24 protein-coding genes are annotated in these 20,773 nt (G+C 64.3%); 9 read left to right on the forward strand and 15 right to left on the reverse strand.

Features of this window, described 5'->3' with window-relative positions:
* Window positions 1-612 precede the first annotated feature (612 nt).
* Window positions 613-1,803: a YbfB/YjiJ family MFS transporter gene (locus J6497_RS16090; RefSeq protein WP_225705245.1), complete on the reverse strand. Its 1,191-nt coding sequence runs from the start codon at window positions 1,801-1,803 to the stop codon at window positions 613-615.
* Between the two features lie 138 nt (window positions 1,804-1,941).
* On the opposite strand from J6497_RS16090, the gene leuB reads away from it, so the two are divergent.
* The gene (gene leuB / locus J6497_RS16095; protein WP_225705246.1) at window positions 1,942-3,054 is read left to right on the forward strand and encodes a 3-isopropylmalate dehydrogenase; all 1,113 of its coding nucleotides are present in this window, start codon (window positions 1,942-1,944) and stop codon (window positions 3,052-3,054) included.
* Window positions 3,055-3,109: 55 nt separating this feature from the next.
* On the opposite strand, the gene J6497_RS16100 is transcribed toward leuB, so the two are convergent.
* Window positions 3,110-3,505, reverse strand: a complete 396-nt coding sequence (locus J6497_RS16100) for a hypothetical protein (RefSeq protein ID WP_225705247.1) — start codon at window positions 3,503-3,505, stop codon at window positions 3,110-3,112.
* A 363-nt stretch (window positions 3,506-3,868) separates the two neighbouring features.
* Here J6497_RS16100 and J6497_RS16105 point away from each other — a divergent pair, with 363 nt between their 5' ends.
* Window positions 3,869-4,903, forward strand: a complete 1,035-nt coding sequence (locus J6497_RS16105; RefSeq protein WP_225705248.1) for an aspartate-semialdehyde dehydrogenase — start codon at window positions 3,869-3,871, stop codon at window positions 4,901-4,903.
* A gap of 40 nt (window positions 4,904-4,943) precedes the next feature.
* A complete protein-coding gene (locus J6497_RS16110) occupies window positions 4,944-5,495 on the forward strand; it encodes a TIGR00645 family protein (RefSeq protein WP_225705249.1) in 552 nt (183 codons plus the stop codon).
* On the opposite strand, the gene J6497_RS16115 is transcribed toward J6497_RS16110, so the two are convergent.
* The gene (locus J6497_RS16115; RefSeq protein WP_225705250.1) at window positions 5,492-6,142 is read right to left on the reverse strand and encodes a carbonic anhydrase; all 651 of its coding nucleotides are present in this window, start codon (window positions 6,140-6,142) and stop codon (window positions 5,492-5,494) included. The two genes, J6497_RS16110 and J6497_RS16115, sit on opposite strands and share 4 nt — an antisense overlap.
* 95 nt (window positions 6,143-6,237) lie before the next feature.
* Between J6497_RS16115 and J6497_RS16120 the strand changes: the two genes are divergently transcribed.
* On the forward strand, window positions 6,238-7,116 hold the full coding sequence (locus tag J6497_RS16120) for an HpcH/HpaI aldolase/citrate lyase family protein (protein ID WP_225705251.1): 879 nt from the start codon (window positions 6,238-6,240) through the stop codon (window positions 7,114-7,116).
* A 3-nt stretch (window positions 7,117-7,119) separates the two neighbouring features.
* Here J6497_RS16120 and J6497_RS16125 read toward each other — a convergent pair whose 3' ends face one another.
* The 3 genes from J6497_RS16125 to J6497_RS16135 all read right to left on the reverse strand — a co-directional run bounded on the left by J6497_RS16125 (window position 7,120) and on the right by J6497_RS16135 (window position 9,107).
* Entirely contained in the window at window positions 7,120-7,905 is a 786-nt protein-coding gene (locus tag J6497_RS16125; protein WP_225705252.1) for a glycosyltransferase family 32 protein, read from the reverse strand.
* Between the two features lie 59 nt (window positions 7,906-7,964).
* Window positions 7,965-8,570, reverse strand: coding sequence for a 3-isopropylmalate dehydratase small subunit (leuD, locus tag J6497_RS16130; protein ID WP_225705253.1), 606 nt, complete (start codon window positions 8,568-8,570; stop codon window positions 7,965-7,967).
* A gap of 138 nt (window positions 8,571-8,708) precedes the next feature.
* Window positions 8,709-9,107 carry a metallopeptidase family protein gene (locus J6497_RS16135; protein ID WP_225705254.1) on the reverse strand — a complete coding sequence of 133 codons (399 nt, stop codon included), beginning with the start codon at window positions 9,105-9,107 and terminating at the stop codon, window positions 8,709-8,711.
* A gap of 105 nt (window positions 9,108-9,212) precedes the next feature.
* Here J6497_RS16135 and J6497_RS16140 point away from each other — a divergent pair, with 105 nt between their 5' ends.
* From J6497_RS16140 to J6497_RS16155, 4 genes are all read left to right on the forward strand, one after another.
* On the forward strand, window positions 9,213-9,536 hold the full coding sequence (locus tag J6497_RS16140; protein ID WP_225705255.1) for a hypothetical protein: 324 nt from the start codon (window positions 9,213-9,215) through the stop codon (window positions 9,534-9,536).
* A gap of 236 nt (window positions 9,537-9,772) precedes the next feature.
* A complete protein-coding gene (locus J6497_RS16145) occupies window positions 9,773-9,994 on the forward strand; it encodes a hypothetical protein (protein ID WP_225705256.1) in 222 nt (73 codons plus the stop codon).
* A 146-nt stretch (window positions 9,995-10,140) separates the two neighbouring features.
* The gene (locus tag J6497_RS16150; RefSeq protein WP_225705257.1) at window positions 10,141-10,458 is read left to right on the forward strand and encodes a hypothetical protein; all 318 of its coding nucleotides are present in this window, start codon (window positions 10,141-10,143) and stop codon (window positions 10,456-10,458) included.
* A gap of 180 nt (window positions 10,459-10,638) precedes the next feature.
* Window positions 10,639-11,253, forward strand: a complete 615-nt coding sequence (locus tag J6497_RS16155; protein ID WP_225705258.1) for a hypothetical protein — start codon at window positions 10,639-10,641, stop codon at window positions 11,251-11,253.
* Between the two features lie 114 nt (window positions 11,254-11,367).
* Here J6497_RS16155 and J6497_RS16160 read toward each other — a convergent pair whose 3' ends face one another.
* The 8 genes from J6497_RS16160 to ffh all read right to left on the reverse strand — a co-directional run bounded on the left by J6497_RS16160 (window position 11,368) and on the right by ffh (window position 18,566).
* A complete protein-coding gene (locus J6497_RS16160) occupies window positions 11,368-11,577 on the reverse strand; it encodes a hypothetical protein (RefSeq protein ID WP_225705259.1) in 210 nt (69 codons plus the stop codon).
* A 100-nt stretch (window positions 11,578-11,677) separates the two neighbouring features.
* A complete protein-coding gene (gene leuC, locus J6497_RS16165) occupies window positions 11,678-13,084 on the reverse strand; it encodes a 3-isopropylmalate dehydratase large subunit (RefSeq protein WP_225705260.1) in 1,407 nt (468 codons plus the stop codon).
* 454 nt (window positions 13,085-13,538) lie between these two features.
* Window positions 13,539-13,922, reverse strand: coding sequence for a 50S ribosomal protein L19 (gene rplS, locus J6497_RS16170; protein WP_225705261.1), 384 nt, complete (start codon window positions 13,920-13,922; stop codon window positions 13,539-13,541).
* Between the two features lie 107 nt (window positions 13,923-14,029).
* Window positions 14,030-14,752: a tRNA (guanosine(37)-N1)-methyltransferase TrmD gene (gene trmD, locus J6497_RS16175; RefSeq protein ID WP_225705262.1), complete on the reverse strand. Its 723-nt coding sequence runs from the start codon at window positions 14,750-14,752 to the stop codon at window positions 14,030-14,032.
* A 9-nt stretch (window positions 14,753-14,761) separates the two neighbouring features.
* On the reverse strand, window positions 14,762-15,844 hold the full coding sequence (locus J6497_RS16180; protein ID WP_225705263.1) for a zinc-binding dehydrogenase: 1,083 nt from the start codon (window positions 15,842-15,844) through the stop codon (window positions 14,762-14,764).
* 109 nt (window positions 15,845-15,953) lie between these two features.
* Window positions 15,954-16,499, reverse strand: coding sequence for a ribosome maturation factor RimM (gene rimM, locus J6497_RS16185; RefSeq protein ID WP_225705264.1), 546 nt, complete (start codon window positions 16,497-16,499; stop codon window positions 15,954-15,956).
* Between the two features lie 18 nt (window positions 16,500-16,517).
* Entirely contained in the window at window positions 16,518-16,850 is a 333-nt protein-coding gene (gene rpsP, locus J6497_RS16190; protein ID WP_225705265.1) for a 30S ribosomal protein S16, read from the reverse strand.
* 168 nt (window positions 16,851-17,018) lie between these two features.
* Complete coding sequence (ffh, locus tag J6497_RS16195; RefSeq protein ID WP_225705380.1) at window positions 17,019-18,566, reverse strand: signal recognition particle protein; 1,548 nt, start codon at window positions 18,564-18,566, stop codon at window positions 17,019-17,021.
* A gap of 404 nt (window positions 18,567-18,970) precedes the next feature.
* Between ffh and J6497_RS16200 the strand changes: the two genes are divergently transcribed.
* The gene (locus J6497_RS16200; protein WP_225705266.1) at window positions 18,971-20,035 is read left to right on the forward strand and encodes an MBL fold metallo-hydrolase; all 1,065 of its coding nucleotides are present in this window, start codon (window positions 18,971-18,973) and stop codon (window positions 20,033-20,035) included.
* A 31-nt stretch (window positions 20,036-20,066) separates the two neighbouring features.
* Here J6497_RS16200 and J6497_RS16205 read toward each other — a convergent pair whose 3' ends face one another.
* Window positions 20,067-20,771, reverse strand: a complete 705-nt coding sequence (locus tag J6497_RS16205) for an SIMPL domain-containing protein (RefSeq protein ID WP_225705267.1) — start codon at window positions 20,769-20,771, stop codon at window positions 20,067-20,069.
* Between the last annotated feature and the right edge of the window lie 2 nt (window positions 20,772-20,773).

The following is a 20,773-nucleotide window of genomic DNA, read 5'->3' on the forward strand; positions in this document are numbered from 1 at the left end:
CGAACGTGCGGTGAGATGCGGTGGACGCGGGTGTTGCGACTGACGAGCGTGACTATCCGTGGACGGCGAAGTCGTGTGGTTCTGGCGCCCCGACGCTGGCGCTAAGTTTTTTGCGCGAAGCAAGTTTGCGCGAGAGGCGACGGTGGCAAGAAAGCCCGGTCACCGGGAAGAGCACGAAGTAAGCCGTAAACCACTGCGCAGGGAAAGCCGGAGTTGCTTCGGTTGACCTGTGGTCCTACCCCCGAGCTTTTTGTTGCACGGGGCCCACGGGTGCAACCGGCACCCGGCTTTCCCTGCGCCCTCACTTCGATGAGAGGGTGAAGACGATGCAAAGCTCGGGCGCAACGCGCCGCGAGAATGCGAACTCACATCCGCTGTTTGAATCAGACGTAGGATGGGTAGAGCGAAGCGAAACCCATCATTCGCGCCGCTTGTGACCGAAGCCGATGGGTTTCGCTTCGCTCTGCCCATCCTACGGGGCTGCTGTTTGAAATTTGACTCAGAACTCACCCGTCATTGCAAGCGCAGCGAAGCAATCCATCTCGCCACTTCCGGAGGCATGGATTGCTTCGCTGCGCTCGCAATGACGACGCTGGAGAAATCGCGATCGTCCTACGCCTTCACCTCCAGCTTGCGCTGGAACGCCGACAGGATCGCGCCGAGCGCCAGCATCGCGGCCGATATGTTCAGCGCGAACGACAGGCTGCCGACCGCGTCGGTGATGGCGCCAACGACAATCGGACCGATGGTCTGGCCGATGCCGAATGAAATTGTCAGCGCGGCGATCGCGGTCGGCCAGGACTCCGGCGGATAGTTGAAGCGCACGAACGCGGTGGTCGACCCCACCACCGCGAAGAAGGCGACGCCAAACACCAGCGCGGAGACGGCGAGCAACAGCGGCGAATGTCCGAAGATCGGCATGCTGGCGCCGATCGCGTTGACGCCCAGGATGATCGTGGTGGCAAGCCCGCCACGGTTCAGCCCGAGCACGCCGCGCCACACCCACGGTGTCACGAAGGCGGAGAGCCCGATCAGGCTCCAGAACGCGCTCTGCGCGAGCGCGCCGCCGCCGGCATCGCGCACATAGGCGATCATGAAGGTCATGTAGGCGATGTAGCCCGCACCGAACAGGAAATAGCCGGCCAGATAGATCGCAACCGGTGCGATCGCGAATTTCCTCGAGGCCTCCTGCTTGGTCATGGCATCGGAAGGAAAGGACGCGAGCCACAGCGGGACGATCATGACGACGGCAAGCAGCGTCATCGCCCACCACACGATCCACCACGAGCCCGGGCCGAACCATTGCAGCACGAACGGCGCCACCAGTCCCGACAGCAGGATGCCGCTGCCGGGGCCGGCGTAGAACAGGCTGAGCAGGAAATTGGCGCGCTCGGGCCGCGTCTGCGCGATCATCGCCGCCAGCGCGCCGCCGCCGACGAAGCCGGCCGCGGCCCCGACGCCGGCGAGCAGTCGCGCGAAGCTCAGCACCACGAAGTTGCCGGTGAGCGCGCACAGCGCCAGCGACACCACGCAGGCCAGCGTGCCCCAGCGCACCGACGCCACCAGCCCGAAGCGCCGGATCAGCCGCGCGGCGAGCAGCGCGCCGATCAGATAGCCCGCCGCATTGATGGTGTTCATGAAGCCTGCCGCGGAATAGGACCACGCCAGCGCGTCGCGCATATCGGGCAGCACCAGCGAATAGGCGAAGCGGCCGATGCCGAGCCCGGCGGTTGGCGCCAGCGACAGGACCAGGATCAGCCGCGCGGGGTGCGCGTAGGATGTGGGAAGTTCGGGGGCTTTCACTGAGAACTCCGGCAGGACCACATTGTGGCAGGCCTTGCCGCGTCTGCACAGGGTGCGCGGCGGGAATGGTGTCTTGCCAACCGCGCAACAGCGTTTTAGCACTCCGCGCGGATTTCCTTATTCTCAAGGCGAACACCCATGGCGACCCAAAAGCTCCTGCTCCTGCCCGGCGACGGCATCGGCCCCGAAGTGATGGCGGAGGTGAAGCGCCTGATCGGCTGGTTGAACGCCCAAGGGATCGCGAGCTTCGAGACCGAGGAGGGGCTGGTCGGCGGCGCCGCCTATGACGCGCACAAGGTCTCGATTTCGGAAGGCGACATGGCCAAGGCGAAAGCCGCCGACGCCGTGATCTTCGGCGCGGTCGGCGGTCCGAAATGGGACAGCGTTTCCTATGAGGTCAGGCCCGAGGCCGGCCTGTTGCGGCTGCGCAAGGATCTCGGACTGTTCGCCAACCTGCGGCCCGCGGTGTGCTATCCGGCGCTCGCCGACGCCTCCAGCCTGAAGCGCGAGGCGGTCGAGGGGCTCGACATCATGATCGTGCGCGAGCTCACTGGCGGGGTCTATTTCGGCGAGCCGAAGACCATCACCGATCTCGGCAACGGCCAGAAGCGCGCCATCGACACCCAGGTCTACGACACCTACGAGATCGAGCGCATCGCCCGCGTCGCCTTCGATCTTGCCAGGAAGCGTCGCAACAAAGTGACGTCGATGGAAAAGCGCAACGTCATGAAGTCGGGCGTGCTCTGGAACGAGGTCGTCACCCAGGTGCACAAGCGCGAATATCCCGACGTGACGCTGGAGCATCAGCTCGCCGATGCCGGCGGCATGATGCTGGTGAAGTGGCCGAAGCAGTTCGACGTCATCGTCACCGACAATCTGTTCGGCGACATGCTGTCGGACATCGCGGCGATGCTGACCGGCTCGCTCGGCATGCTGCCGTCGGCCTCGCTCGGCGAGATCGATGCCAAAACCAGGAAGCGCAAGGCGCTGTACGAGCCGGTCCACGGCTCGGCGCCCGATCTCGCTGGCCAAGGCCTCGCCAACCCGATCGCGATGATCGCCTCGTTCGGGATGGCGCTGCGTTATTCCTTCGACATGGGCGCGCTGGCCGACAAGCTCGATGCCGCGATCGCCGTGGTGCTCGCGAGCGGCTTGCGTACCGCAGACATCAAGTCCGAAGGCACGACATCAGCCTCAACCACCCAGATGGGCGAAGCGATCCAGAAGGAATTGCAGAAGCTGCACGCTTAGGCCGCAGCACCGGTGTCATCCCCGCCTTCGCGGGGACGACCAATGTGGGGTCAGCTCAATACAGCGGGAACCTGGTCGGCTCGCCGCCCAGATCCGACGGCGGGTTGAGCGGCTGGCGGTCGATCGGCCGGTTGAGGTTCTCGCGGCCGAACGACGGATAGCCGATCGTCGGCGGGAAGGCGTAGTCCGAGAACTTGCGGTCGCCTGGCAGCACCTCGGTGCCGGCATCGAGCCAGGAACGGGTGGTCACGAAGACGCGGGTGCGTGGACCCTGCTGGTAGGAACGGTTGGGCCCCTGCGCTCCGTAAGTGACCCGGCCGTCGCGGTCGTAACGGAGCTGGTGCTGACGCCGGCTCTGGGCGTCGGCCGGGCTGGCGAGGAGACCGACCACGGCAGCGGCGGTAGCAAGAAATACCGCGAGCCTGGTCGCAGCAGGAAATTTGGCAGTCATTTCATCCTCGTCACTGTGCCCGCGCGGGGCTGGCAGATCGCCCATCTGATTTGGCCACATTGTAGCCTTGGCGCAACTGCCGCCACTAGGTCAAATGCGCCACACCCGCGTGCAATAATGCCGCGCCAAGCGCAAAAGTTTCATGAAAACCAGTGCCTTGCCGCGATGTCGCCATTATCCGCGAGCGCCCGCAGCCGGTGGCGCCCGGCGCCGGCGTGACTACATGATCTCACCTGAACAGGCGGCCGGACCGGCAAAGCGCCACGTCTAACGTTGTCTTAACGGCGTTTCTCGCATAGAAGCGCTGCGCTTCCTTGATCCGCCGGATGCGGCAGGCGAGCATTTTTCCTCGGAGAGTGAATGATGGGTTACAAAGTCGCGGTGGTGGGTGCGACCGGTAATGTCGGGCGGGAAATGCTCGGCATCCTGGACGAGCGCAAATTCCCGGCTGACGAGGTGGTGGCGCTGGCCTCGCGCCGCAGCGTCGGCGTCGACGTGTCCTATGGCGACCGGACCCTGAAGGTCAAAGCGCTCGAGCATTACGATTTCTCCGACATCGACATCTGCCTGATGTCGGCGGGCGGCGCGGTGTCGAAGGAATGGTCGCCGAAGATCGGCGCCGCCGGTGCCGTCGTGATCGACAATTCGTCGGCCTGGCGCATGGATCCGGATGTGCCGCTGATCGTGCCGGAGGTGAATGCAGATGCCGCGACAGGCTTCACCAAGAAGAACATCATCGCCAACCCGAACTGCTCGACCGCGCAACTCGTGGTTGCGCTGAAGCCTCTGCACGACAAGGCGACGATCAAGCGCGTCGTGGTCTCGACCTATCAGTCGGTCTCGGGCGCCGGCAAGGACGCGATGGACGAACTGTTCTCGCAGACCAAGGCCGTCTACACCAACGACGAATTGGTCAACAAGAAATTCCCGAAGCGCATCGCCTTCAATGTCATCCCCCATATCGACGTGTTCATGGAGGATGGCTACACCAAGGAAGAGTGGAAGATGATGGCGGAGACCAAGAAGATTCTTGATCCCAAGATCAAGCTCTCCGCGACCTGCGTGCGCGTGCCGGTCTTCGTTGGCCATTCGGAAGCGGTCAATATTGAGTTCGAGAACCCGATCTCCGCAGATGAGGCGCGCAACATTCTCCGTAATGCGCCGGGCTGCCTCGTCATCGACAAGCAGGAGCCCGGTGGTTACGTCACGCCCTATGAGGCGGCGGGCGAGGACGCGACCTATATCAGCCGCATCCGCGAGGACGCGACAGTGGAGAACGGGCTCGTGCTGTGGTGCGTGTCGGACAATTTGCGCAAGGGCGCCGCGCTGAATGCGGTCCAGATTGCCGAATGCCTGATCAACCGCAAGCTGCTCACCGCCAAGAAGAAGGCGGCTTGAGCGGCCGCGGCAGGTGGTGAATGGGGAGGAGCCGGAAGCGATGACCGACGAGCCGGCTCCTTACCGACCTGATCCCAGGGTGAAGCGCATCGAAGACGGCTTCGAAAGCCTGATCTTCAACAGCCGCTGGCTGATGGCGCCGTTCTATTTCGGCCTCGTCGTCAGCCTCGCCGTGCTGCTCTACAAGTTCGTCGCGCTATTGTGGGAGTTCATCCTGCACGTGCCGCACGCCAAGGAATCCGACATCATTCTCGGCGTGCTCAGTCTGATCGACGTGTCGCTGACCGGCAATCTGATCCTGATCGTGGTGTTTTCGGGCTACGAGAACTTCGTGTCCCGGATCGATCCCGCCGGTCATCCGGACTGGCCGGAATGGATGACCAAGGTCGATTTCGGCGGGCTGAAGCAGAAGCTGCTCTCCTCGATCGTGGCGATCTCGGCGATCCAGGTGCTGAAGGCCTTCATGAACATCGATGCGATCTTCGACGCGCAGAAGATGGGATGGCTGGTCGGCATCCACCTGGTGTTCGTGTTCTCGACGCTGATCCTGGCGCTGTCGGACCGCTGGGGCGCCGGTCACGGGGCGGATTAGCGCTGCAAGGCGTCGCGCACGCTGAGGAACTCCTTCGTCGCCCGGTCGAGCACGAACAGCGAGCCTTCGGCAACGCCGAAATAGGCGCCGTGCAGGTGCATCTCGCCCTTCTGCACCCGCTCGCGCACGAATGGGAACGTCATCAGGTTCTCGAGCGAGCGGAACACCGCGGCCTTCTCGATCCGGATGGTGAAATCCTGCATCGTCTCGTGCTCACGCTGCTCGACCACCTCGCCGGGCTTGATGAACATCTGCATCCATTTGCCGATGAAGTCGCCGGGCGACAGCGGCTGGATCTTGTCGATAAACGCGCGGATGCCGCCGCATTGGGCGTGGCCGAGCACGACAATGTGCTTCACCTTGAGCACGCTGACGGCATATTCCAGCGCCGCCGAGACGCCATGGGCGCCGCTGTCGGGCTGGTAGACCGGAACCAGGTTGGCGACGTTGCGCACCACGAACAATTCACCCGGGCCTGCGTCGAAGATCACTTCCGGTGAGACGCGGGAATCGCAGCAGCCGATCACCATCACCTCGGGTGACTGGCCGCGCTCGGACAATTCGCGGTAGCGCGACTGTTCGGTGGGCAGGCGCTGCGTGGCGAAAGCCCGGTAGCCGTCGAGCAGATGTTGCGGGAAGAGCTCCATGGCTTTGCCTAACCACAAGCCGATCGCCGGAACAAGGCTTTCGGACCGATGGCCGAAATGATAGGGCGGAAGGAACTGACCGAAAGGAAACGACCATGACCCGTCCGCGCCGCAGCCCGTTGTTCATGCCCGGATCCAATGCGCGGGCGCTGGAAAAAGCGCGCAACCTGCCGGCGGACGGCATCATCCTCGACCTTGAGGATTCGGTGGCGCCGGATGCCAAGGGCCTGGCGCGCGACCAGATCGCGGCCGCTGTGGCGGCCAAGGGCTTCGGCAAGCGCGAGGTGCTGATCCGGATCAACGGCCTCGATACGCCGTGGTGGGTCGACGACATCGGCATGGCCGGCAAGGCGCAGCCCGACGGCATCCTGGTTCCCAAGGTTTCCAGCGTCGCCGACCTCAATGCGATTGCCGATCGCCTGAGCGACATCAACGCCCACGCCTCGATCCGGGTCTGGGCCATGATCGAGACCGCGCGTGCAGTGCTGCATGCCGAGGAACTCGCTGCGGCCTCAAAGGACTCCGAAACCCGGCTTGCCGGCTTCGTGTTCGGCCCGAACGACATTTCGCGGGAGACGCGGATCAAGATGCAGCCCGGCCGTGCGATCATGATCCCGATGATCACGCATTGCATTCTGGCGACGCGTGCGCATGGCTTGGAAATCCTCGACGGCCCCTATAGCGACTTCGCCAATGTCGACGGCTTTGCCGCCGAATGCGCACAAGCGCGTGATCTCGGCTTCGACGGCAAGACGCTGATCCATCCGGGCCAGATCGAAGCCTGCAATGCGATCTTCACCCCGCCGGCGGAAGAAGTCGCGGAAGCGCGCAAGATCATCGCCGCGTTCGAGCAGTCGGAGAATGCCTCGCGCGGCGCGATCCAGATCGACGGTCGCATGGTGGAGCGGCTCCACGCCGAGATGGCGCGGCGCACGATCGCGATTGCGGATGCGATCGCGGCGATGAAGAATTGACCTTCAGCCAAATCTCTCGGACGCCCACGCATAGAGGCTGCCCGGGATCGGCGCTTCGCCGCCGCGGCCCTTCGGCGAGATGTGCAGGCCGATGACGTCGGGGTTGCCGAGCAATTTCGAGAAATCGCGCGGCTCGAAGAACAATTTCGGCTCGGCATGCACGGCATAGAACGACTGCTTCGGCAGCGCGTATTGCAACTCACCTGCGCGACGGGCGAGGGCGGTGAGTGCCGGCGGGCCGTAGAGCGAGATACGGATGTCGGAGAGGCGATCGGAGACGCCGCGCAGGCGCCGCAGCGCAAAGACGACGCGATGACGGAGCGCGAGCCACTCAGGCGTCAGCTCCTCCTGCTTCATCAACTCTTCGAAAGCGCGCACGATCGAATCGTCCGGCGGCAGATAAAGCACGGAGTTGCCGAGCTGGCGCGGTCGTTCCCACGCAAAGTAGGGTTTGGCCGGATCGATCTCGATCGGCTTCAGCAGCAGCACGTCGGCATCGAGCCAAAGGCCGGCACGTTCGGCCATCAGCCGCATGCGAAAAAAGTCGCTGAACTGCAGCATGGTCCAGCCGCTCCAGCTTCCATCCGGTTGCGGTGGCCGCAGCTTCTCTGAGAACGCATGCGGCAGGATCGCTTCAGCCTCGGCATTGCCGACACCGTCGGGCAGGCGGGGCAACGGATCGAAACTGTAGACGGTGATCTTGTGGCCGGCGGCGACCTGCGAACGCAGGCAGGTCAGCCGCAGCCGGTCGAGCGGACCATGCCAGAAGGTGACGACGTCCGGACGCATGCGCCGTCCCTGTCAGCGAGAGAGCCTCGGCATTGGAATCGAAGCTCTCTCAGTAGAAATCAGGCCCAGGCGCGCTCGCGGCTGGCCTTTGCCTCGTAGTCGTCGATCGACGACTTCTTCTCCATCGTCAGCCCGATGTCGTCGAGGCCGTTGATCAGGCAGTGCTTGCGGAACGGGTCGATCTCGAACTTCACGGTGCCGCCGTCGGGACCGCGGATTTCCTGGTTCGCCAGGTCGATCGTCAGCGTCGCATTGGCGCCGCGCTCAGCGTCGTCGAACAGCTTGTCGAGGTCTTCTTGGGCAACGCGGATCGGCAAGATGCCGTTCTTGAAGCAGTTATTGTAGAAGATGTCGCCGAACGAGGTCGAGATGACGCAGCGGATGCCAAAGTCGAGCAGCGCCCAGGGCGCGTGCTCGCGGCTCGAGCCGCAGCCGAAATTGTCGCCGGCGACAAGGATCTTGGCGTTGCGATAGGCGGGCTGGTTGAGCACGAAATCAGGATTCTCGCTGCCATCGTCCTTGTAGCGCTGCTCCGAGAAAAGCCCCTTGCCAAGGCCGGTGCGCTTGATGGTCTTGAGGTACTGCTTGGGGATGATCATGTCGGTGTCGACATTGATGATCTTCAGCGGCGCCGCAACGCCCTCCAGCCTGGTGAACTTTTCCATCGATCGCACCTCCCGGTTGAGATGGGGTGGCGGGTATTTATCCCGAAAGACCCCCGGGGAAAAAGGCCAATTTACGCATGGGCCCTTGTCTGACGCGTTTTCTTCACGCGAACCGGGGCCACTTCGCTCGAAAACGCTTTAGCCTGCGGCCGCCTCGATTGCCTCCATGTCAGCGTCCGAGAGACCGAAATGGTGGCCGATCTCATGGACAAGGACGTGCCGGACAATGTGGCCGAGCGGCTCCTCGTGCTCGGCCCAGTAGTCGAGGATCGGCCGGCGGTAGAGCCAGATCATGTTGGGCAGGCGCGGGATATCGCCATGGCTCTGGTGCGGGAGACCCACGCCCTGGAACAGGCCCAGCAGGTCGAATTCGCTTTCGCAGCCCATCTCGTCCATGACCTCGTCGCTCGGAAAATCGTCGACGCGGATGATCACGCCTTCGCAAAGACTGCGAAAGGGTTTGGGCAGGCGCCCGAAAATGTCATGCGCCATGGCCTCCATTTCCGCGAGTGATGGCGCTTTGGCTGTGCTCCACATGGCCGCCTGTTTAGCGCGAGTTTCGCACGGGGCGCCAGCGCTGTTGACCTTATCGCGGCAATCGGAGACCGTAACCGCCATCGAACGGGATTTTGGGTGGGCGTGATGCAGCGGATCGTGATGGGAACGCTATTGGCGGCTTTGGCGGGATTCTCACTGCCAGTCGCAAGCGCGCAGGCGCAAACGGCATCGCCGAGGCCGGCGGTGCAGGCGGCTGCACCCGCGATCTCTGATATCTCCGCGCAACGTCGGCGGCCGCTGCGGCGGATTCCGATCTACCGTCCCGACCATTGGGAACCGGACGTCATCCCGCGTTACAATCCCGGTCCCAACGCCGTGCGCAATTGCACGGCCACTTATGTGCAAGAGTACCGGCCGAGCGGCACCGTGATCACGCCGCGCATGAACTGCTACTGGCGTCCCGGCTAGCTTCCAGCGTTCGGTGCCGACGCCAACGACCAGTCCTCCGGACAGACAGTCAGAAATGCTGACTTTCTCAGGGAACTGAAACGCGCAGTCCGGCGTTCACGTGCGCGGCGCAGGTTTATTCCCTCCACATTCACGTCGTCCGCTTCTGCTCGCGATCTGCGTCGCGGCAGCCTGAGACTGATTCGGTTCGGGTCCATGGTTGCAGACGTGACATCCGAGGACGTTGGAGACAAAAAATGAAGGTGACAAAACTTCTGGGGCTCGTTGCCGCCGGTTCACTGCTTGCGCTTGCCATGCCAGGTGAGCGCGCTCACGCGGTCTCGCTGCATAGCCCCGGTGCTGCTGCCGCGGTTCAGGATGCCCCAAAGCAGATGTCGGAGACGACAAAGGTGCGCTGGCACTCCCGCCGCTGGCATCCTCGCCGTCACTGGCATCCTCGCCGCCACTGGCGCCGTTGACGGCGCGCGGCATTTCAACGCAGAGCGCACAGGCCCGTGAGCAACGGGCCTGTTTTTCATTTCAGCCAAGAAAGTTTCCATTTCAGCCAGGAAACAGGCATGATCGCTGCCGTTATTGCCCGCTCGATTGCTGAAGGAGCCGTCTCATGAAGGGTTGGACCGGTGCAGCCCTGGTTGCAGGTGTCATGGTATTGGCATCGCCGGCGTCAGTGACGACGGCCGCGGCATCGCCGCAGCGGTCCGTCACGCAAAAGGCTGATGCAGGGGCCACCGATTTCAGCGCGCGCCGCTACCATCGGCGCCATTACCGCCACCACGGTTACGGGTCATACGCCGGCTTTTACTATCGACCCTATCCTGCCTACTACTACGGACGGCCTGACTACTACCGACCCTATCCGCAACCCTATCCGTACTACGCACCTTATGCGTACGGCTTCCGGTACGGTCCGCTCGTGTGGTGAGGCGTTGAGCGCCTCCCAAACAGACGGTCGATTGCAATCCTTTCCTGGCGCCTCTCGCATTCATGGTGCGTTCAGTTCGCTATCCCTAACGTCGTGATGGGAGCGACCGAACACGCACGCGACGACACACGCCGTCTAGGCGATGCAATTGTCGTTGCGCGCTTCAGGGAGGTTATCCGAATGAGCAGACGACAATTCGCGCGCGGCGTGATCGGCCGCGTCGGCCTTGCGGCTGCCGCGGCGTTCGTGTTGGCGACCGTGACGCAGCGCGCCGAGGCGCTGTCACTGGCCAGCCCGGGTGCCGCGCCGGCGACGAAGGCGGCGGCTGAAGGGCTCGCCACCGAAGTGCAGTTTCGCGGCCGTGGCGGCGGTGGCGGCGGCTTTCGCGGTGGTGGTGGATTCCGCGGTGGCGGTGGATTCCGCGGCGGTGGTTTCCACGGTGGCGGCTTCCGGGCTGGCGGCTTTCGCGGTGGCGGTATCGGTTTCCATCGCGGCGGTGGCTTTCGCGGCGGCGGCGTGGCCTTTCATCGCGGTTTTCGCGCAGCACCGGCTTTCCGTGGCGGCTACCGTTACGGCGGCTTCCGTCGCTACTACGGCGGCGGCTATCGCCACGCCTACCACCGCCCCTTCTTCCACCGGCGTCATTTCCATCGCCGGTTCTTCTATGCGCGGCCGTACTACTATCCGCGCCACTATTACCCACGCCGTTGCCGGATCGTCTGGACGTATTACGGCCCCCGCCGGATCTGTCGCCCCTGGTGGTATCGCCACCACTATTGGCGTGCATACTGGTAGGGCTGAGTGGTCTCAGTGCGTAGCCCGGGTGAAGCGCAAGCGTAACCCGGGACCGCCCTCAATGCTGATGCAGGTGTTCCGGGTTGCGCGTTCCGCTCCACCCGGGCTACGAAGTTAGTCCCAGTCTCTGAACTTCCAGGACCTCAGCTTCCATGGCGTCAGAGTCTCCATCCGCCATTGCGCCCAGCGATCCGGCGGCCAATGGCTGAGACGCGACGTCGCCTTCACGACGGGTGCAGGGTCGACCACGCGCGGCACGGTTCGGCGCCGATTCTGGCGCGTCGCCTCGCTGATTATATCGACATATTCGCGCTTGTCGGCCATGGCTGGCTCCTGGCGAAGGGTGCATTCGCAAGGAGGCAGTCTGCGCCCCGCTGCTTAACGAGGCGTTTCCCCGGATCGATGGAGTTGAGCGAAAGGCGGTTTACCGCCACTCCCTCACGTCGACGAAGTGCCCGGCGATTGCCGCGGCAGCCGCCATCGCCGGCGACACCAGGTGGGTGCGGCCCTTGAAGCCCTGGCGTCCCTCGAAGTTGCGGTTCGAGGTGGAGGCGCAGCGCTCTTCCGGCTTCAGCTTGTCGGGGTTCATGGCCAGGCACATCGAGCAGCCCGGCTCGCGCCATTCGAAGCCGGCCTTGATGAAGATCTTGTCGAGACCTTCTGCCTCCGCCTGCTCCTTCACGATGCCGGAGCCCGGCACGATCATCGCGTTGACGTTGGCATTGACGTGCTTGCCCTCGGCGATCTTGGCGGCGGCGCGCAGATCCTCGATGCGGCCGTTGGTGCAGGAGCCGATGAAAACACGGTCGAGCTTGATGTCGATGATCTTCGTGCCCGCCGTCAGGCCCATATATTTCAGCGCGCGATGCTTGGAGAGACGCTTGGCCTCGTCCTCGATCTTGTCGGGATCCGGCACGAAACCAGTGACCGAGATGACGTCCTCCGGCGAGGTGCCCCAGGTCACGATCGGCGGCAGCTTTGCCGCGTCCAGCCGGATCTCGTGGTCGAAATGCGCGCCATCATCGGAACGCAGCGTCTCCCAGTAGCGCATCGCGGCATCCCAGGCCTCGGCCGTCGGCGCCTTGGGGCGGCCGCGCAGGAAGTCGAACGCCTTCTCGTCGGGCGCCACCAGACCGGCGCGCGCGCCACCCTCGATCGACATGTTGCAGACGGTCATGCGGCCTTCCATCGACAGCGCGCGGATTGCCTCGCCGGCATATTCCAGCACGTAGCCGGTGCCGCCGGCGGTGCCGATCTCGCCGATGATGGCCAAAATAATATCCTTGCCGGTCACGCCTTCGGGCAATTTGCCGTCGACAGTGACGCGCATGTTCTTCGCCTTCTTCTGGATCAGCGTCTGCGTCGCCAGCACATGCTCGACTTCGGACGTGCCGATGCCGTGCGCGAGCGCGCCGAACGCGCCATGGGTCGAGGTGTGGCTGTCGCCGCAGACGATGGTGGTGCCGGGCAGGGTGAAACCCTGCTCGGGCCCGATGACGTGGACGATGCCCTGGCGCTTGTCGAACTCGTTGTAATATTCGATGCCGAATTCCTTGGCGTTCTCGGCGAGCGCCTTGATCTGCTCGATGCTCTCAGGATCGGGGTTGGGCTTGGTGCGGTCGGTGGTCGGCACGTTGTGATCGACGACGGCCAGCGTCTTCTGGGGTGCGCGCACCTGGCGGCCGGTGGCGCGCAGACCTTCGAACGCCTGCGGCGAGGTGACCTCGTGCACCAGATGGCGGTCGATATAGAGCAGGCAGGTGCCGTCTTCGGCCTCGTGCACCAGATGGTCGTTCCAGATCTTGTCGTACAGGGTGGTCGGTTTAGACATGAGCGTGAGCTCCAGCAATGTTGTGGTAGCGGATCGGCGCGTTACGCGCCGGGGCAAACGAAAGGCCGGCGCAGCATCAAGCTGCGCGCGTAAGCTCTGACGTTGCCGAGGTCGCAAAACGCCCGAAGAACCGGCCAGGCAAACGCGAGCGATCATCGATCACGATGCGCTTGATGGGCTCGATGCTGGTCTGATCTAGAACCATTTCAAATTTCTAACACAGGGCCTGCCGCGGCGACAATCAATCGATGCGCGGGGCACCCCACCGTCATTGCCGGGCTTGACCCGGCAATCCATTAGTCTTGAGCAAAATGCCTTTCTCGATGGATGCGCGGGTCAAGCCCGCGCATGACGAGTTAGGCAAATCGGCCACCAATAGCTAAGTATGCCGCAATGAAAAAGCGCGGGGACCGGCCCCGCGCTTCCGTTACATCCGCGTTTTGGCGGAGGAGGCTTACTCGTTGACGGCGGTGGGCCGGTCCTGCTTCTTCTCGACGATGCGGGCCGACTTGCCGCGCAGGCCGCGCAGATAATAGAGCTTGGCGCGACGCACCTTGCCGCGGCGCACCACCTTGATCGAATCGATCATCGGCGACATCACCGGGAAGACACGCTCCACGCCCTCGCCATAGGAGATCTTGCGCACCGTGAAGCTCTCGTTGAGGCCGGAGCCGGAACGGCCGATGCAGACGCCCTCATAGGCCTGCACGCGGGTGCGCTCGCCTTCGACCACCTTGACATTGACGATCACGGTGTCGCCGGGGGCGAATTCCGGAATCTGCTTGGTCGCGGCAAGCTTGTCGTACTGCTCTTTTTCGAGCTGCTGGATGAGGTTCATTGAAATCTCCATCGGCGGCGCGCCCAGCACCGGCGCGGGCTGCGCAAGAATCCCGTCTATCCTGATTACGGATTTGGGCGCCCGTATAAGGCAAAGCACGGGCTTTGTCACCCGTCTGTCGTGCTTTTTGTGCCGTGCCGCGCAGCCCACAAATCCGGCCGCCTGGCCCGGGTCAGGGCTTCGGATTGGGCGCGCCGCCAGGCCGCAACCTTGGCGTGATCGCCGGACGTGAGGATTTCCGGAATCTGGCGGCCCTCGAATTCCTGCGGGCGGGTATATTGGGGGTATTCCAGTAGTCCTTCGGAGAAACTCTCATCCATCCCCGAGGCCTGCTTGCCCATCACCCCCGGCAATAGCCGCACGCAGGCATCAATCAGGGCCATGGCGGCGATTTCCCCGCCAGACAGTACATAGTCCCCAATCGAGACCTCCTGGAGCCCGCGGGCCTCGATCGCCCGCTCGTCAACCCCCTCGAAACGTCCGCAGACGATAAGCGGACCTGGTCCGGCCGCGAGTTCCGCAACCAGCGACTGGGTCAATGGCCGACCCCGCGGGCTCATCAGCAGCCGCGGCCGGCCCGGCGTGATATCAGTGGCATCGATGGCGGCAGCCAGGATGTCGGCACGGAGCACCATGCCAGGCCCGCCGCCGGCAGGGGTGTCATCGACGCTGCGATGCTTGTCGGTCGCGCAATCCCGGATGTCCCGCGTCTCCAGAGTCCACAGGCGGGAGGCGAGCGCCCGCCCCGCCAGGCTGACGCCCAGCGGTCCCGGAAACATCTCCGGGAACAGGGTCAGCACGGTGGCGCGCCATATGGTCTGAGCGGTCATCGGGTTCCGTTACGGCACCACGGCCGTGAGGTCGAGGCCCTGCATCAGTGCGGCGGCTTCCACCGCGCCCTTGAAGTCGGCGAGCGTAAACGCCGTGACGTTGATCTGGCGGAGCTCGAGCAGGTTCTCTGCCGCCAGCGCTGCCAATTGGCCAGGCGCTGTTCGCTCGTACATGAATTGTCCGACCACTTCCCAATCGTTCGCCAGCATTTCGCGGAACGAGAGCTCAAGCGGCACCTCCGCGCTGCCCATCAGCACCAGCCGTCCGCCACGCTTCAGCGCACGCAGGCAGGACAGTGTGGTCGAGGTGCTGTTGGCGTTGCCGAGCAGGTCGAGCGCTGTGTCAGCGCCGCCGCCCGCGGCGCGACGGATGATCGGAACATCCTCTGTGATATCGCCGGTGACCACAGCCGGAATGACGCGTGGACCGAGCTTCTCGCGCAGCATCTCCAGCGCCGCCTGCTTGCGCCCGACCGCGACCACGCGTCCTGCGCCCATCGCGACCGCCAGCATCACCGCGCCCGAGCCGAAATAGCCCGACGCGCCGTTGATGACGATGGTCTGTCCGCCGCGCAGGCCCGAGCGCTGCAATCCGCCGAACGGCACGATCAGCTTTGCGAGCCCGATCAATTCGGTCGCGGGCCTGTCCTCAAGCCCCGATAGCGGCGTCACGCAGGAGGCCGGCCAATGCGCGACCTCGGCAAAGACGCCGTCGCGCCAGCGTGTCTGCAGCGCCAGCGCGGCCGGCGTGGTCGTCATCGCCGTAAGCCCGATCAAGATCTGTGGCGGCTCGCGCTCGGGCACGTCGCCGCGTAGATGCGGGCTCAGGAACACGCGGTCGCCGGCTTCGACATGACTGACATGGTCGCCAACTGCGACCACGCGCGCAATGGCGTTGGTGCCGGGCACGAATGGCATCGGCGGCAGGCTGTAGGGCACCGCGCCTGACAGCACCTTGGCCGTGTAAGAAAGCACCATGCCGGCTTCGATGCGGACGACCACGCCGTCAGGCGCGGGCGCCGGTGTCTCCACTTCATCGAGGCGAAGATCGTTATGCGCATGCAGGCGCCAGGCTTTGTGGATGTTTGCCATCGCGACGATTCCCAATCGGTCGTCTCGGCTGACACCGAGACCCATGGCCACCAATGTCTATGGTGTGCGGAGTTTAGGCGCCTGCCGATGCAACAACAAACACCTGTGGTTATGGGTCCCCGTCTTCACGAGGACGACTCGGGGAGGGTTCCTCGCCCTCGATTTCACCCGGCAGTTCGATGATCACACGTCTGCCGGCGAGGTCGACGGTCGGCACGACGGCGTTGGTGAACGGCAGCAGCATGGTCGCGCCTTGCGGGGGCGCGATCTCGATGATGTCGCCGGCGCCGAAATTATGGATTGCTGTGACCTTGCCGAGCGGCTGGTCACCGGTTGTCACCGCGGCAAGCCCGATCAGGTCAGCGTGGTAGTATTCGTCATCGTCGGTTTCGGGCAATCGTTCGCGGGGAACGTAGAGCTCGAGGCCGTTCAGCCGTTCGGCTTCGTCGCGTGTGGAAACGCCCTTGAACGTCGCGACCAGATGGCCCTTCGCTTCACGGACATGCGTTACCTCGAACTGGCGCGCGCCGTCCTTGGTGAACAGCGGGCCGTAGTGTTTCACGGCCAGCGGGTCTTCGGTGAAGGTCCAAAGTTTGACGGCGCCGCGCACGCCATGCGCAGCGCCGATCCGAGCGACGCAAACCGGTGCGGACACCGTCGTGCGCTTAAAGGCTTACGCCTTGGCGGCGGCTTCGGCCTGGGCCTTGCGCTCCTTGCGCGGCACGGCCTTCTCGGGATTGTTGCGCGGCGTGCGCTTCACGACGCCGGCGGCATCGAGGAAGCGAGACACGCGGTCCGACGGCTGCGCGCCCTTGGCGAGCCAGACCTTCACCTTGTCCATGTCGAGCTTCAGCCGCGACTCGTTGTCCTTCGGCAGCAGCGGATTGAAGTGACCGAGCCGCTCGATGAAGCGGCCGTCGCGGGGAAAGCGCGAGTCGGCGACGACGACGTGATAGACCGGACGCTTCTTGGTGCCGGCGCGCGCGAGGCGGATAACGACTGACATTTGGTTCTCCTGATAAGTGGTCTGATTTGGGTGTTGATGAATTAGCCCGTCATTCCGGGGCGCGAAGCGAGCCCGGAATCCATCGGGCCGCGGATGCGGGCGGTGAAATGGATTCCGGGCTCGATGCTGCGCATCGCCCCGGAATGACGAATGGAGAGAGGTTCCTCATTATTTCTTCTTCCCCGGGAAGCCGCCGAGGCCCGGCAGCGTCGGCTTGCCGCTGAGACCGGTGAGTCCCGGCACATTGGGCAGTCCCTGGCGCAGGCCGACGGGAAGCTCCTTCGGCAGGTTCGGCAGGCCGCCGCCGGGCGCGCCCTGCATTTTCTCGGCCAGCGCCTTCATCTCTTCCGGGGAGGGCGGCTTCATGCCGCCGCCAAAACCCATCGCCTGCGCGATGCCGGCGAGCGGTCCGCGCTTGCCCGAACCCATGGCCTTCATCATGTCGGACATGTTCCGGTGCATTTTCAGCAGCTTGTTCACCTGCTCGACGTTCTGGCCGGCGCCGGCGGCGATGCGCTTCTTGCGGCTGGCTTTGAGGATGTCCGGGCTCTTGCGCTCCTGCCGCGTCATCGAATCGATGATCGCGACCTGGCGCTTAAGGATCTTGTCATCGATGCCCGCAGCGGCGATCTGGTTCTTCATTTTCGCAATGCCCGGCATCATGCCCATCAGGCCGCTGATGCCGCCCATGTTCGCCATCTGCGTCAGCTGCTCGCGCATGTCGTTGAGGTCGAACTGGCCCTTGCGCATCCGCTCGGCGGTGCGCGCGGCCTTCTCGGCGTCGATGTTGGCAGCGGCGCGCTCGACCAGCGACACCACGTCGCCCATGCCGAGGATGCGGCCGGCGATGCGGCTCGGATGGAAGTCCTCCAGCGCGTCGGTCTTTTCGCCGGTGCCGATCAGCTTGATCGGCTTGCCCGTGACCGCACGCATCGACAGCGCGGCACCGCCGCGGCCGTCGCCGTCGACGCGCGTCAGCACGATGCCGGTCAGCCCGACGCGCTGGTCGAACGAGCGTGCGAGGTTGACGGCGTCCTGGCCGGTCAGGGAGTCCGCGACCAGGAGCACTTCATGCGGATTAGCGACCGCTTTGATTTCGGCCGCTTCCGTCATCATCTCTTCATCGAGCGTGGTGCGGCCGGCGGTGTCGAGCAGCACGACGTCGTAGCCACCGAGCTTGCCGGCCTCGATCGCGCGCCGCGCGATCTGCGGCGGCTTCTGGCCGGCGACGATCGGCAGCGTCGGAATGTCGAGGTCGCGGCCGAGCACGGCCAATTGCTCCATCGCCGCCGGGCGATAGACGTCGAGGGAAGCCATCAGCACCTTGCGCTTGTCGCGCTGGACCATGCGGCGGGCGAGCTTTGCGGTCGTGGTCGTCTTGCCGGAACCCTGCAGACCGACCATCATGATCGGAACCGGCGGCACCGTGTTGAGGTCGATGGTCTGGCCATCTGAGCCAAGGGTGGCGACCAGTTCGTCATGGACGATCTTGACCACCATCTGGCCGGGCGTGACCGACTTGACGACGGTGGCGCCGACCGCCTGCTCGCGTACGCGGTCGATGAAACTCCTGACAACCTCGAGCGCGACGTCGGCCTCGAGCAGCGCGCGGCGCACTTCGCGCATCGCGGCGTCGACATCCTTTTCGGTGAGCGCACCGCGCCCCGTCAGCCGATCAAGGATGCCACCAAGCTTTTCCGACAGATTGTCGAACAATGCCGTTGTCCTGTTGCTGCTGTCCTCACCCTGAGGAGCGGGCGAAGCCCGCGTCTCGAAGGGTGCGATCACCGTGGCCTCATCCTTCGAGACACCGCTTCGCGGCTCCTCAGGATGAGGGTTTTTCCAAACACTTTCGCGCCCGAGGGCGCACAGCGCTGTCGGGCGTTAACCTCCGGCCTCACGAGCCGGTCGGCGGGTCGAAAAGAACGATCTTTCCGAGAAAGTGCCCGCGTTAAACCCCCGCTGGCGCCGAAAGTCAAGGAAAAGTCGGGTGAGGTGGTCCGAATTGAACCTGTAACGACATGAAAATACTTATGTTTTGGCTGTCAGTGTCGATTTGCGCGGGCGCCACCATATAGTTCCCGGTACCGTCCGTTCCATGATCCCTTGATTGAGCGCCCGTGCCCATCACCCGTCGCCGCATTTTTGGACTGTTCGCCGGCGCCGCCGCTGTGATCGGCGCGCCGTCGGTTTGGATTACCCGCATGAAGACCTATGATGGCCCCATCTCCGATCATTTCGATGGTTTGCGCTTCTTCGATCCGCACGGCGTGTCGCCGAAGTCGCTCGGCGAGGTGCTGCGCTGGCAATTCGGCGGCGAACGGAAGCGTGTGGACTGGCCCGACTGGGTGCCAAGCCCCTACGCCGATACGCCGCCGCCGCGGGTCGAGGGCGACAAGGTGCGGCTGTCCTTTGTCGGCCATGTGAGCTGGCTGATCCAGACCGCGAGCCTCAACATCTTGGTCGACCCGGTGTGGTCGATGCGCGCCTCGCCGTTCTCGTGGGCGGGACCGAAGCGGCGCAATGATCCCGGCATCGCCTTCGAAGCTTTGCCTGAGATCGACGTCGTGCTGGTATCGCACGGCCATTACGACCATCTCGACGTCGCCACGCTGTCGAAGCTTGCCGCCAAATTCTCGTCGCGCGTGATCACGCCGCTCGGCAACGACGTCACCATGTGCGAGGCGGATCGCGCGATCAAAGCCGAAGCGTTCGACTGGCAGGATCGTGTCGAACTTGGCCATGGCCTTGCGGTGACGCTGGTGCCGACGCGGCACTGGTCGGCGCGTGGGCTGCTCGACCGCAACAAGGCGCTGTGGGCGAGTTTCGTGCTGGAGACGCCGGCCGGCAAACTCTACATCGTCTGCGATTCCGGCTATGGCGATGGCGGGCATTTTCGCCGTGTCGCCGAAGCGCACGGCCCGCTCCGGCTCGCGATCCTGCCGATCGGCGCCTATGAGCCGCGCTGGTTCATGCGTGACCAGCATATGAATCCCGCCGATGCGGTGAAGGCGTTCGCCGATTGCGGCGCCGCCCAGGCACTGGCGCATCACCACGGCACGTTCCAGCTCACCGATGAAGGCATCGACGCGCCGGCGATCGCGCTTGGAGAGGCGCTGGACCAGGCGGAGGTGCCGCGAGACAAATTCGCAGCGCTCAAGCCGGGGCAGGTGTTTGAGATTTAGCGTCGTCCCGGCTCAACGCCGAGACGACGGCTTATTCCTTCGGCTTGATCGCCCAGGACACGTTCACCGTGACCGACAGCGTCTCCTCGCCCGGCGCAACGGGCGCTGCTGCGGCCATTGGCGCGGCCACCTTGCCGCGGAAGAAGGGCGTCGGCGGTGGCCCGCCTTCCGAAATGCTGAGCGCGTCGCCGAGCGTTACGCCGGCCGCCTTAGCGTAGATTTCCGCCTTGCGGCGCGCGTCGGCGATGGCCTTTTCGCGTGCGTCATCGAGCAGCTTCGAGGCCTGCGAGACCATGAAGCCGATACCGCCGATCTCATTGGCGCCAGCGCCGACCAGAGCATCGATCAGGCTCGCGATCTTGGTGATGTCGCGCACCTTGATGGCTACGCGGTTGGTGGCGCGATAGCCGGAGATCGTTGCTGGTCCGGGTCGGCTTGGTGCGGGCGGATATTGCGGCTGCAGCGACAATCGCGAGGTCTGGTAGTCCTTCTCCTCGATGCCGGCGCCTTTCAGCGCCGTCAGCACCTTGTTCATTGCGGCGTTGTTGATGTCGGACGCCTCGCGCGCGGTCTTGGCTTCCGACGTCACGCCGGCGTCGATCTCGGCCTGGTCGGGAACGGCCGAGATCGTGGCTTCGCCGCTCACGGAGATCGCAGGAGGCGGAGCGGTCTGCGCCAGGGCAGGCGATGCCGCCAGCGCCAGCGCCAGCGCCGCGAGGGCAACGAACTGTTTCATGG

It is taken from the genome of Bradyrhizobium cenepequi, assembly GCF_020329485.1.
Taxonomy (GTDB): Bacteria; Pseudomonadota; Alphaproteobacteria; order Rhizobiales; family Xanthobacteraceae; genus Bradyrhizobium; species Bradyrhizobium cenepequi.